This is a genomic window from Nocardioides pyridinolyticus (genome assembly GCF_054653575.1).
Genome location: NZ_BAAIFY010000014.1, coordinates 70,398 through 81,929, shown reverse-complemented (window position 1 = coordinate 81,929; position 11,532 = coordinate 70,398). Strand labels below are relative to the sequence as shown.

Here is an 11,532-nt window from a genome sequence, read left to right as displayed (position 1 = left end):
GCCACATGACCAGGTTCGTCGAGGGCACGGTCCGCGTCTCGGTCCCGGCCACCTCGGCCAACCTCGGCCCCGGGTTCGACTCGCTGGGCCTGGCGCTGTCGCTGCGCGACGAGCTCGTCGGCGAGGTCACCGGCTCCGGGCTGGAGGTGGTCGTGCGGGGCGCCGGCGAGGGCGCCGTACCGCTCGACGAGTCGCACCTCGTGGTCCGCTCGATGCGGGCGGCCTTCGAGCTGGCCGGCGTGCAGCCGCCGGGCCTGCGGCTCGTCTGCCGCAACGTGATCCCGCACGCCCGCGGCCTCGGGTCCTCCTCGGCGGCGATCGTCGGCGGTGTCGTGCTGGCCCGCGGGCTGGTCGCGGGCGGGAGCCTGCTGGTCGACGACGACGCGCTCTTCCGCCTCGCCGCCGACCTCGAGGGACACCCGGACAATGTGGCGCCCGCCTTCTACGGCGGCTTCGTGATCTCCGGCCGGGAGGACGGCTTCTACGCCGTGCCGTCGCCGGTCGACCCGCGGATCGAGACGGTCGTCTTCGTGCCCCCGGACCCGGTCTCGACCGAGGTCGCCCGCGGCCTCCTTCCCGCCGAGGTGCCGCACGCCGACGCGGCAGCCGACGCGGGTCGTACGGCGCTGCTCGTGGCCGCCCTGGCCGGGCAGCCCGAGCAGCTGCTGCACGGCACCCGCGACTACCTCCACCAGGAGTACCGCCGTCCCGCCATGCCCGCGTCGCTCGCGCTGGTCGACGCGCTGCGGGCCGACGGCGTGCCCGCGATCGTGTCGGGGGCCGGGCCGACCGTGCTCGCCTTCACCGACGCCTCGTCGGCGTCCGCGCTGATCGACCGCTGCCCGGACGGTTGGGAGACGCAGCACCTCACCGTGGACCGCGACGGCGCGCGGATCGTCTAGGGCGTGTATGTTGGTGGTGCGCCCGAAGTCTTCGGTGCGCTTCCTTCCTCGCTCGTGTGCGGCTCGTGCCGCGCGACCGTGGCTGCCCTTCTGAACGGGTAGGTGCGGTGGGCGGGGAGCCGACCATGGAGCCGCCGGCCAGAAGCCGGTTCGGCTGAGTACGTGGGAAGGACCTCACGTGACGGACAGCATCGAATCCACCACCAGCGGCGCGGACGCTCCCCAGGGGCAGCCTCTCCAGGAGAAGGCGCCGAAGAAGCGCGGTGGCGGACTCAACTCCATGCTCCTCGCGGACCTCAAGTCGATGGCCGCAGGCATGGGGATCCCCGGAGCGGGATCCATGAAGAAGGCCCAGCTGGTCGAGGCGATCAAGGCCCACCAGGCGGGCGGCGGCAAGCCCGCGGACCCGAAGCCCGAGTCGCAGTCCGAGCCGCAGTCCGAGCCGCAGTCCGGGCCGCAGTCCGGGCAGCAGTCCGGGCAGCGCCGGCAGCGCGAGGAGAAGCCCGAGCGCCGCGAGGAGCAGCAGGACAGCCAGCAGGACAGCCAGCAGGACAGCCAGCAACAGGACCGGCCGAAGCAGGACCAGCAGAAGCAGCAGGGGCGCCAGAAGCGGGACCAGCAGCCCAAGCAGGACCAGCCCAGGCAGGACCAGCCCAGGCAGGACCAGCCCAGGCAGGACCAGCCCAGGCAGGACCAGCCCAGGCAGGACCAGCCCAGGCAGGACCAGCCCAGGCAGGACCAGCAGCGGCAGGCGGACCAGAGCCAGCAGCACGACGACGGCCAGGACGGCGAGGGCGGCAGCCGCCGCAACCGGCGCCGCCGCGGCCGCGACCGGACCGGCACCGGCACCGGCACCGGCGGTGGTGAGCGCACCGGCGGCCGCAACCGCAACGAGCCCGACACGACGATCCTCGAGGACGACGTCCTGGTGCCGGCCGCCGGCATCCTCGACGTGCTCGACAACTACGCGTTCGTGCGCACCAGCGGCTACCTGCCCGGCACCGAGGACGTCTACGTCTCGCTGTCGATGGTCCGCCGGTACGGCCTGCGCCGTGGTGACGCGATCGTCGGCCAGGTGCGCCAGCCCCGGGAGGGCGAGCGCAAGGAGAAGTTCAACCCGATGGTCCGCATCGACAGCGTCAACGGCGCCGACCCCGAAGCGGCCAAGTCGCGGGTGGAGTTCTCCAAGCTGGTCCCGCTCTACCCCTCGGAGCGGCTCCGCCTCGAGACCGGCCCGGACAACCTGATCGGCCGCGTCATCGACATCGCCGCCCCGATCGGCAAGGGCCAGCGTGGCCTGATCGTCTCGCCCGCGAAGGCCGGCAAGACCATGATCATGCAGTCGATCGCGAACTCAATCACGACCAACAACCCCGAGGTCCACCTCATGGTGGTGCTGGTCGACGAGCGGCCCGAGGAGGTCACGGACTTCCAGCGCTCGGTCAAGGGCGAGGTCATCTCCTCGACGTTCGACCGGCCGGCCAGCGACCACACGATGGTCGCCGAGCTGTCCATCGAGCGGGCGAAGCGGCTGGTCGAGCTCGGGCACGACGTCGTCGTCCTGCTCGACGGCATCACCCGCCTCGGTCGCGCGTACAACCTCGCGGCGCCGGCGAGCGGCCGGATCCTGTCCGGCGGCGTCGACTCCGCAGCGCTGTACCCGCCGAAGAAGTTCTTCGGCGCGGCCCGCAACATCGAGAACGGCGGCTCGCTCACCATCCTCGCGACCGCGCTGATCGAGAGCGGCTCGAAGATGGACGAGGTGATCTTCGAGGAGTTCAAGGGCACCGGGAACATGGAGATCCGGCTGCGCCGGGACTTCGCGGACAAGCGTCTGTTCCCGGCGATCGACGCGGTGCAGTCCGGCACCCGCCGCGAGGAGCTCCTCATGAGCGAGGAGGAGCTGAAGATCGTCTGGAAGCTCCGCCGCGTGCTGTCCTCGCTGGACGGCCAGCAGGCGCTCGAGCTGCTGCTCGAGCGCCTGAGGAAGTCCTCGACGAACATCGAGTTCCTCATGCAGGTGCAGAAGACCACGCCGACTCCGAGCGGGTCCCGCGAGGACTGACGGCTGGGGGAGGGCCGCACCTCGGTGCGGCCCTTCCCCCTCACGCCGAGCGGATCGCGGCTAGGCTGCGAACCGCACCCAACAAGATGAAGGGGGAAGTGTGGCCCGGATCCTGGTCGCGGACGACGACGTCGACATCCGCGAGCTCGTGGAGTTCAAGCTGTCGACTCTCGGGCACGACGTCGTGGCGGTGTCCGACGGGGCGGCGGCCATCGACGCCTGCCAGGCCGAGCGGCCCGACCTCGCCGTCCTCGACGTGATGATGCCGGGGGTGTCCGGGCTGGACGCCATCCGCGCGATCCGCGCCGACCCCGCGCTCGCCGACCTGCCGGTCATCCTGCTGACCGCTCGGGCGCAGGAGTCCGACGTCGAGACCGGCTTCGACTCCGGCGCCGACGACTACATCACCAAGCCGTTCAGCCCGCGCGAGCTCGCCTCCCGGGTGCAGGCGCTGCTCACCCGCTCCGGCTGACCGATTTCCCGGAATCCGACGCCGCTTCGCCGGTACCCTTCCGCTGAGGGGGGTATGGCGTCATGAGCGGAGGGCGTCCGGTCGCGCGACTGGTCTCGCCAGTCATCGTTCGACTCGGGGCGATGGTGGCTGCCATGGCCGCGATCGCGGTCCTCGGCGTGGTCCTGTCGACCGCGGCCGTCAACTTCCTGACCCATGAGCTCCAGCCGGCGGCGGCAGCGAACCAGAACGTCTACCAGGACCTCACCGACATGGCGGCCGCGGTGGAGGCGTGGGGCGGCACCGGCCAGAAGTCCGCCCAGGACGACTACCAGCAGGCGCTGACCCGCCTGCCGGCCGACCAGACCACGGTGCGGCAGTTCGCGGCCGGCGACGACGAGCTCGAACTGCTCGTCGTCCGCCAGGAGCGCGCGGTCCGCGCCTGGATCGAGCAGTACGCCCAGCCCCGGATCGACGGCGAGGGCGGCGCCGCGGCGACCGCGCAGCAGGCGCGCACGGGCAGCCAGCTCTTCGACGGCGTCCGCAGCGCACACCGGGCGACCTCCGAGGCGTTCGACAGCCGGGTCCGCCAGGCGAGCACCGACGCGTCGTTCCGCCTCAAGGGCACGATCCTCGCGGTCGTCCTGCTGGCCGGCGCTGCCTGGTACGTCGTCTCCCGGTCGCGCCGCAAGCTGACCGCCGAGCTGACCGAGCCGCTGCTCGGGCTCGAGCAGGTCGTCTCGCGGATGGCCAAGCACGATCACGAGGTGCGGGCCCAGCTGTCCGGGCCCAAGGAGGTGCGCGCGGTCGCGACCGCGCTCAACGAGTTCGCCGACGCCCAGGCCCGCGCCCGCGCGGTCGAGGGCCGGATCCAGAGCGAGCTGCGCAGCCTCGACACGGCTCGCGACGACTTCGTCTCGAACGTCTCCCACGAGCTGCGGACCCCGCTCACGACGATCGCGGGCTACCTCGAGATGGTCGCCGAGGAGTTCGAGGACGACCTGCAGCCGCGCCACGAGCGGATGCTCGAGGCGACCCGGCGCAACGTCACGCGGCTCAAGCAGCTCATCGACGACCTGCTCGCGCTGTCCAGGGCCGAGGGCCGCGGCAGCGAGATGGAGCCGATCGACCTGGCCCTGCTGCTGCGCGAGGTCACCACCGACGTCCGGATCACGGCCGCGCGCCGCGGCATCCAGGTCCGTCTGGACGTCCCGGACGACGTCGTACCCGTGATCGCGGACCGCGCCATGCTCCACCGCGCGTTCCTCAACGTGGTGGCCAACGCGGTGAAGTTCAGCCACGACGACGGCACGGTCGAGATCGGGCTGACCCGCTCCGCCGGCACCGTCGAGGTCGAGATCACCGACCACGGCATCGGCATCCCGGCCGGCGAGATCGACCGGCTCGGCACCCGGTTCTTCCGCGCCTCGAACGCCGTCTTCAACGAGATCGCCGGCACCGGCCTCGGGTTGCGGATCATGCAGACGATCATCGACAGGCACCAGGGCGACGTCGTCATCGAGTCGGTCGAGGGAGAGGTCACCACCGTCCGGGTCCGCCTCACCCTCCACCCCGACGCCCTCCCGGCCCCGCTCCCGCACGAGCTGGTCGCCGCGGCGGAGGCCGCCGCCGCGGAGCTCGCTGTCGAGGGGACCGCCGTCGAGGGAGCCGCGGAGGAGGGGGCCGGCTCCGAGCCGTCCATGCCGCGGATCGTGCCGGCGTTCCCGCGTCGCCGCTGACCGCTGGGCTCCAGTCAGTGGGTCGGCGGCCTCCCGTCGGGATGTCGCCGAGCTGAGGTCGCAGCCCCGTCGTTTGGTCACCAACCGCAGGTGGGAGCGCTCCCAATCTGCGGTTGGTGACCAAACCGCGTGCCGATCCGCGCACACCACGTGCAGGCCCGGTCGCGACCTCGTCCCTCGGTCGCGCGGCTCGCGCAGGTCACCATCGGCTGGCGCCGCTGGTGACCTGCGCTCGGGAACATCCACGATTACCGCGGCGTTCCAACCCGTGACACAATCGTGTGCTGGCTCCGGTTCACGCCGACTCATCAGGGATGAGGCGACCCGGCGCCGATGAGAGGACACCATGAAGAAGGACATCCACCCGGAGTACGTCGAGACCCAGGTGACCTGCACCTGTGGCGCGTCGTTCACCACCCGCAGCACCGCGACCTCCGGCAGCATCCACGCCGACGTCTGCTCGCAGTGCCACCCGTTCTACACCGGCAAGCAGAAGATCCTCGACACCGGCGGCCGCGTCGCCCGCTTCGAGGCCCGCTACGCCAAGAAGGCTGCTGACGCCAAGAAGTAGCTTCCTTCGAGCGCCGGCTCTTGCCCCCAGGGCAGGGCCGGCGCTCGTCGTCTGTCCAGCCGCCGTCACGCAGCGTCACCCAGGGAGGGTCCGATGTTCGAAGCCGTCGAGGGCATGTTCGCCGAGCACGCCGCGCTCGAGACGCAGCTGGCCGCGCCCGAGACCCACGCCGACGCGCGCCTGGCCAAGCGGCTCAACCAGCGGTACGCCGCGCTGTCGTCGATCATCGGCGCCTACCGCGAGTGGCAGCAGCTCGGTGACGACGCCGAGGCCGCGCGGGAGCTCGCCGCCGAGGACCCGGCGTTCGCCGAGGAGGCCGAGGCCCTGGTGCCCCGGCGCCAGGAGGCGGAGGAGCGGCTGCGCCGGCTGCTGGTCCCGCGCGACCCGGCCGACGACAAGGACGCGATCCTCGAGGTGAAGTCCGGCGAGGGCGGCGAGGAGTCCGCGCTGTTCGCCGGCGACCTGCTGCGCATGTACACCCGGTACGCCGAGGCGCGCGGCTGGAAGGTCGAGGTCCTCGACGCGGCCGAGTCCGACCTCGGCGGCTACAAGTCCGTCACCGTCGCGGTCAAGGCCAAGGGCACGCCGGAGCCGGGCGAGGCGCCGTACGCCCTGCTGAAGTTCGAGGGCGGCGTGCACCGCGTGCAGCGGGTGCCGGTCACCGAGTCGCAGGGCCGCGTGCACACCAGCGCCGCCGGCGTCCTGGTGCTGCCGGAGGCCGAGCAGGTCGACGTCCAGGTCGACGAGAACGACCTGCGCATCGACGTCTTCCGCTCCAGCGGCCCAGGGGGCCAGAGCGTGAACACCACGGACTCCGCGGTCCGCATCACGCACCTGCCGACCGGCATCGTCGTCAGCTGCCAGAACGAGAAGTCGCAGCTCCAGAACAAGGAGCAGGCACTCCGCATCCTGCGCTCCCGGCTGCTCCAGGCGGCGCAGGAGGCCGCGGACGCCGAGGCGGGCGAGGCCCGCCGCAGCCAGGTGCGCACCGTGGACCGCTCCGAGCGGATCCGCACCTACAACTTCCCGGAGAACCGCATCTCCGACCACCGCACCGGCTACAAGGCCTACAACCTCGACCACGTGCTCGACGGCGACCTGCAGCCGGTCCTCGACTCCTGTGTCGAGGCCGACCTCGCCGCGCGCCTCGAGGCGCTCGAGCAATGACCACCCGCCGCGACCTGCTCCGCGAGGGCGCGGCGCAGCTGCGCGAGGCCGAGGTCGCGAGCCCCGAGCACGATGCTGCCGAGCTGCTCGCCCACGTCCTGGGCACCACGCGCGGCAACCTCGCGCTCGTCGACGAGGTGGCGCCCTCCGCCGCCGAGGAGTACGCCGCCCTGCTGGCTCGCCGCGCCGGCCGGGAGCCGCTCCAGCACCTGACGGGTGTGGCGTGGTTCCGCCACGTCGAGCTCGCCGTCGGCCCCGGGGTCTTCACCCCCCGGCCCGAGACGGAGCTGCTCGCGGGCTGGGCGATCGAGAACGCGGGCGAGGGGAGCGTGGTCGTCGACCTCTGCACGGGCTCGGGTGCGATCGCCAAGGCGGTGAAGGACGAGGTCCCGGGCGCCGACGTGCACGCGGTCGAGCTGAGCGAGGACGCCCTCGCCTGGGCCGAGCGGAACCTCGCCGGGACCGGCGTCGATCTGCGCCAGGGCGACTTCGCCACGGCGTTCGACGACCTGGTGGGCACGGTGGACGTGATCACCTGCAACCCGCCGTACGTCCCGCTCGAGGCGTGGGAGTCGGTCGCTCCGGAGGCGCGCGACCACGACCCGCACCTGGCGCTGTTCTCCGGCGACGACGGACTCGATGCGATCCGGGTGCTCGCCGACCGGGCGGCGGTGCTGCTGCGACCCGGGGGAGTGGTCGGCTTCGAGCACGCCGACGTGCAGGGCGAGTCCGCGCCCGCCGTCTTCGCGGCGGCCGGCCACTGGACCGACGTACGGGACCACCACGACCTGGCAGGTCGACCGCGCTTCACGACCGCGAGGCTGGCACGATGAGCAGCGTGAGTGACCGCTACCCGACCAGCACCGACGAGGAGCGCGAGGAGGCCGTCGAGGCCGCGACGCTCGCCGTGCAGCGCGGCGAGCTGATCGTGCTGCCGACCGACACCGTCTACGGCATCGGCGCCGACGCCTTCGACCCGGCCGCCGTCCGCGCCCTGCTGCTCGCCAAGGGCCGGGGCCGCGAGATGCCGCCGCCGGTGCTGGTGAGCGCGGCGACCACGCTCGACGCCCTGGCCACCCGCGTCCCGGGCTACGCCCGCGCACTGGTCGAGGAGTTCTGGCCGGGCCCGCTGACCCTGGTCTGCCACCAGCAGTCCTCGCTGCAGTGGGACCTCGGCGACACCCGGGGCACGGTCGCCGTCCGGATGCCCGACCACGACGTCGCCCGCGAGATCCTGGAGCGCACCGGCCCGCTCGCGGTCAGCTCCGCCAACAAGACCGGCCTGCCGGCCGCGACCGACGCCGACCAGGCCGAGAAGATGCTCGGCGAGGACGTCGCCGTGATCGTCGACGCGGGCGAGGCGCCCGGGGGAGAGGCCTCGACGATCGTCGACTGCACCGGCTCCCAGGGCCACGTGCTCCGGCTCGGCGCCGTCTCGCTCGAGCAGCTCAACGCCGTTCTCGAACCGTTGGGGGCGACCCTCACCGACGAGGGCTAGGGAGCGCATGCGCGAGTACCTCCTCGTCTTCCTCGTCGCCGCCGCGGCGACCTACCTGCTCACGGTCATCGCGCGCGAGATCGCGCTGCGCACCGGGGCCGTGGCGAAGGTCCGCGACCGCGACGTGCACGCGGTGCCGATCCCGTACCTCGGCGGGCTGGCGATGCTGGGCGGGCTGGTGACGGCCTACCTCGTGGCCCAGCAGCTGCCGTTCCTCTCGCGCAGCGCCCCGTTCGTCTTCCGGGACGCCGGCATCGTGCTGATCGCCGGCGCCCTGATCTGCGCGGTCGGCGTCCTCGACGACCTGTTCGAGCTCGACGCCCTCACCAAGCTGGGTGGGCAGGTGCTCGCCGCGGGCTTCCTCATCGCGTTCGACATCCAGTACTACTTCTTCCCCGGCCCCGACGACGTGCAGTACACGATCGACTCCGCCCAGGGCGTGCTGCTCACGGGGTTCGTGGTGGTCGCGACCGTGAACGCCGTGAACTTCGTCGACGGCCTCGACGGCCTGGCCGCCGGCGTCGTCGGCCTGGGGGCGGCGGCGTTCTTCGTCTACTGCTACCAGCTCTCGAGCTTCAACAACGTCACGCTGGCGACGACGGGCGCCCTGCTGAGCGCCTCGCTCGCGGGCGTGTGCGCAGGCTTCCTCCCGCACAACTTCCACCAGGCGCGCCTGTTCATGGGGGACAGCGGGTCGATGCTCATCGGCCTGGTCCTCTCGGCCAGCGCGGTGACGCTCACCGGCCAGTTCTCGGCCAGCCAGATCAGCGAGGGCGCCGCGGGCTCGCAGGCCAGCCTGCTGCCGACGCTGCTGCCGCTGCTGCTGCCGATCTCCATCCTCATCGTGCCCATCGCCGACCTGGCGCTCGCCGTGGTCCGCCGCACGCGTGCCGGTCGCTCGCCCTTCGCCCCCGACAAGCAGCACCTCCACCACCGGCTCCTCGAGATCGGCCACTCGCACCGACGGGCGGTGCTGATCATGTGGATGTGGGCTGCCCTGGTCGCCTTCGGCTCGGTGGGGATGAGCCTCTACAGCGACGATCCATGGATGTGGATGGCACTCGCCGCGGGGGCGCTCACCGCCGTCGTGATGACCTTCCTGCTGCCCAAGCTCCACCACCCGCCGGTGGTCCTCGCGGACGAGGGCCAGGCCCCGGTTTAGAGCCGCCCGAACGCTTGTGCTAGTTTTCACAAGCGCCCGATGGACACCGTTCCGGGAGCGTTACGTCGACCACCAGTAGAACGGCCGCCGCCATGACGACCGACACCGCCACCACTTCGCGGGACCACGGGTTCCGCGTCCTGGTCCGCACGGCTCTGGTCACCGTCTCCGTCGGCCTGGTGCTCACGCTCGTGGCCGCGCTCGTCGCCGGCCCGGCCGCCGCCTGGGGCGCTCTCGTGGGCACCCTCCTCGTCGTCGGGGTCTTCGGGTTCGGCTCGTTCACGGTCAACCTCGTCGCGGCCGTCATGCCTGCCGCGGCGCTCGTGGTCGCGCTGCTCACCTACGTGCTCCAGGTCCTCGTCATGGGCCTGGTCTTCTACGGGCTGTCCGGCTCCGGGCTGCTCGATGACACCATCGACCGGACCTGGCTCGGCGGCTCCGTGATCGCCGGGACCGTCGCCTGGCTGGTGGTCCAGGTGGTCGTCGCGACCACCCGCCGCATCCCCGTCTACGTCCTGCCCGAGCCGGCCGCCGTAGCGGGCGCCGCGAGCGGTGCTCGTCGGCGGGAGGGGGGTGAAGCGTGACCGCCCGAGACTGCTATTGTCCGGGGCGCGATGAGTCAGCAGGATCCGTCAGCTCCTCAGGGCGAGCGCCCGAAGGGCGATCCGTGGCACGCATTCGGATACATCGTGTCCGGGGTCGCGTTCTACGGCTTCCTGGGGTGGCTGCTGGACCGATGGTTCGACACGAGCTTCCTGGTCGCCGTCGGGATCATGGTCGGTGCCGGTCTCGGGATCTACCTGACCTTCGCCCGGTTCAATCGCGCGCTACCCGACCAGTCATCCACACCGCCGCACGACCAGAAGTAGAGGAGAACCGGTGACCAACGCAGCCTACGTGGTGCGCACCGCCGAGGACGGGCACGGCTTCACCCCGCCGGGCCCCCACGACTTCGACCTGCCTGCCGTCTTCGGCGACGGACACTTCGACATGTTCGGCCAGGCGTTCACGGCCGGTGTCACCAAGCCGATGCTGCAGATCGTGCTGTCGGCCGTCCTGATCTTCGGGCTCTTCTACCTCGCTTCGCGCAAGCGGGCCATGGTGCCCGGGAAGCTCCAGTTCGCCGGTGAGGGGGCCTACGGCTTCGTCCGCAACTCGATCGGACGCGAGGTCCTCGGCGGCCACGACTACGCGCGGTTCGTCCCGTACCTCTTCACGCTGTTCTTCTTCATCCTGCTGAACAACCTGTTCGCGACGATCCCGTTCCTGCAGTTCCCGACGTTCTCCCGCTCCGGCATGGTCTACGGGCTCGCGATCATGAGCTGGCTCATCTACAACGCCGTCGGCGTCAAGAAGCACGGCTTCATCGGCTACCTCAAGCACCAGACGATCCCGCCGGGCATCGGTGGCCCGATGCTCCTGCTGCTGATCCCGCTGGAGTTCATGTCGAACATCCTCGTCCGCCCGGTCACCCTGGCGCTCCGACTGTTCTGCAACATGTTCGCCGGCCACCTGCTGCTGATCCTGTTCGCACTCGGTGGCGAGTACCTCATCGTCGAGATGGGCGGCGCCTACATCGGCGTCGGCCTGCTGGCCTGGGTGCTCTTCATCGCGGTCGCCTTCCTGGAGATCCTGATCCAGTTCCTCCAGGCGTACGTGTTCGTCCTCCTCAACGCCATGTACATCCAGGGCGCGATCTCGGACGAGCACTGACCCCCATCGTTTTCTCACACCTGAAGTAGAAACAACCGAAAGGAAATCGCCGTGGACGGCAACCTCAACATGATCGGGTACGGCCTGGCTGCGATCGGCCCCGGTGTCGGCATCGGTCTGATCTTCGCCGCCTACATCAGCGGTGTCGCTCGCCAGCCGGAGGCCCAGAGCCGCCTGCAGTCGATCGCGATCCTGGGCTTCGCGCTCGCCGAGGCGCTCGCGATCATCGGTATCGCGCTCGCGTTCGTTCTCTGACCGGTCCGA

Annotated in this window: 13 protein-coding genes; all 13 read left to right on the top strand. The window is 71.3% G+C overall.

The window, feature by feature from the left end:
* Positions 1–5 precede the first annotated feature (5 nt).
* The 13 genes from thrB to atpE all read left to right on the top strand — a co-directional run bounded on the left by thrB (position 6) and on the right by atpE (position 11,523).
* The gene (gene thrB, locus ACYQ0U_RS13690; RefSeq protein ID WP_459973767.1) at positions 6–902 is read left to right on the top strand and encodes a homoserine kinase; all 897 of its coding nucleotides are present in this window, start codon (positions 6–8) and stop codon (positions 900–902) included.
* 280 nt (positions 903–1,182) lie between these two features.
* Positions 1,183–2,967, top strand: a complete 1,785-nt coding sequence (rho, locus tag ACYQ0U_RS13685) for a transcription termination factor Rho (protein WP_459973804.1) — start codon at positions 1,183–1,185, stop codon at positions 2,965–2,967.
* Positions 2,968–3,067: 100 nt separating this feature from the next.
* Positions 3,068–3,439: a response regulator transcription factor gene (locus ACYQ0U_RS13680; protein ID WP_028637545.1), complete on the top strand. Its 372-nt coding sequence runs from the start codon at positions 3,068–3,070 to the stop codon at positions 3,437–3,439.
* A 134-nt stretch (positions 3,440–3,573) separates the two neighbouring features.
* Positions 3,574–5,157, top strand: coding sequence for a sensor histidine kinase (locus ACYQ0U_RS13675; protein WP_459973764.1), 1,584 nt, complete (start codon positions 3,574–3,576; stop codon positions 5,155–5,157).
* Positions 5,158–5,503: 346 nt separating this feature from the next.
* Positions 5,504–5,728: a 50S ribosomal protein L31 gene (rpmE, locus tag ACYQ0U_RS13670; RefSeq protein ID WP_459973762.1), complete on the top strand. Its 225-nt coding sequence runs from the start codon at positions 5,504–5,506 to the stop codon at positions 5,726–5,728.
* 93 nt (positions 5,729–5,821) lie between these two features.
* On the top strand, positions 5,822–6,895 hold the full coding sequence (gene prfA, locus ACYQ0U_RS13665) for a peptide chain release factor 1 (protein ID WP_459973760.1): 1,074 nt from the start codon (positions 5,822–5,824) through the stop codon (positions 6,893–6,895).
* A complete protein-coding gene (prmC, locus tag ACYQ0U_RS13660) occupies positions 6,892–7,728 on the top strand; it encodes a peptide chain release factor N(5)-glutamine methyltransferase (protein WP_459973759.1) in 837 nt (278 codons plus the stop codon). The genes prfA and prmC overlap by 4 nt, the downstream gene beginning before the upstream one ends.
* Positions 7,725–8,393, top strand: coding sequence for an L-threonylcarbamoyladenylate synthase (locus ACYQ0U_RS13655; RefSeq protein WP_459973756.1), 669 nt, complete (start codon positions 7,725–7,727; stop codon positions 8,391–8,393). Before prmC ends, ACYQ0U_RS13655 begins: the two co-directional genes overlap by 4 nt.
* Before the next feature lie 7 nt (positions 8,394–8,400).
* Entirely contained in the window at positions 8,401–9,555 is a 1,155-nt protein-coding gene (locus ACYQ0U_RS13650) for a glycosyltransferase family 4 protein (protein ID WP_459973754.1), read from the top strand.
* Positions 9,556–9,647: 92 nt separating this feature from the next.
* On the top strand, positions 9,648–10,139 hold the full coding sequence (locus ACYQ0U_RS13645) for a hypothetical protein (RefSeq protein ID WP_459973752.1): 492 nt from the start codon (positions 9,648–9,650) through the stop codon (positions 10,137–10,139).
* Between the two features lie 105 nt (positions 10,140–10,244).
* Positions 10,245–10,424 carry a hypothetical protein gene (locus tag ACYQ0U_RS13640; RefSeq protein WP_459973750.1) on the top strand — a complete coding sequence of 60 codons (180 nt, stop codon included), beginning with the start codon at positions 10,245–10,247 and terminating at the stop codon, positions 10,422–10,424.
* A gap of 10 nt (positions 10,425–10,434) precedes the next feature.
* A complete protein-coding gene (atpB, locus tag ACYQ0U_RS13635; protein WP_459973748.1) occupies positions 10,435–11,268 on the top strand; it encodes a F0F1 ATP synthase subunit A in 834 nt (277 codons plus the stop codon).
* Positions 11,269–11,319: 51 nt separating this feature from the next.
* A complete protein-coding gene (gene atpE / locus ACYQ0U_RS13630) occupies positions 11,320–11,523 on the top strand; it encodes an ATP synthase F0 subunit C (RefSeq protein WP_056908071.1) in 204 nt (67 codons plus the stop codon).
* The last annotated feature ends 9 nt before the right edge of the window (positions 11,524–11,532 follow it).

Excerpts from the sequence above, each read along its gene's own strand:
- thrB (WP_459973767.1), top strand. The coding sequence starts at position 6 with ATGACCAGGTTCGTCGAGGGCACGGTCCGCGTCTCGGTCCCGGCCACC.
- rho (WP_459973804.1), top strand. The coding sequence starts at position 1,183 with ATGCTCCTCGCGGACCTCAAGTCGATGGCCGCAGGCATGGGGATCCCC.
- ACYQ0U_RS13675 (WP_459973764.1), top strand. The coding sequence starts at position 3,574 with ATGGCCGCGATCGCGGTCCTCGGCGTGGTCCTGTCGACCGCGGCCGTC.
- rpmE (WP_459973762.1), top strand. The coding sequence starts at position 5,504 with ATGAAGAAGGACATCCACCCGGAGTACGTCGAGACCCAGGTGACCTGC.
- prfA (WP_459973760.1), top strand. The coding sequence starts at position 5,822 with ATGTTCGAAGCCGTCGAGGGCATGTTCGCCGAGCACGCCGCGCTCGAG.
- prmC (WP_459973759.1), top strand. The coding sequence starts at position 6,892 with ATGACCACCCGCCGCGACCTGCTCCGCGAGGGCGCGGCGCAGCTGCGC.
- ACYQ0U_RS13655 (WP_459973756.1), top strand. The coding sequence starts at position 7,725 with ATGAGCAGCGTGAGTGACCGCTACCCGACCAGCACCGACGAGGAGCGC.
- ACYQ0U_RS13650 (WP_459973754.1), top strand. The coding sequence starts at position 8,401 with ATGCGCGAGTACCTCCTCGTCTTCCTCGTCGCCGCCGCGGCGACCTAC.
- ACYQ0U_RS13645 (WP_459973752.1), top strand. The coding sequence starts at position 9,648 with ATGACGACCGACACCGCCACCACTTCGCGGGACCACGGGTTCCGCGTC.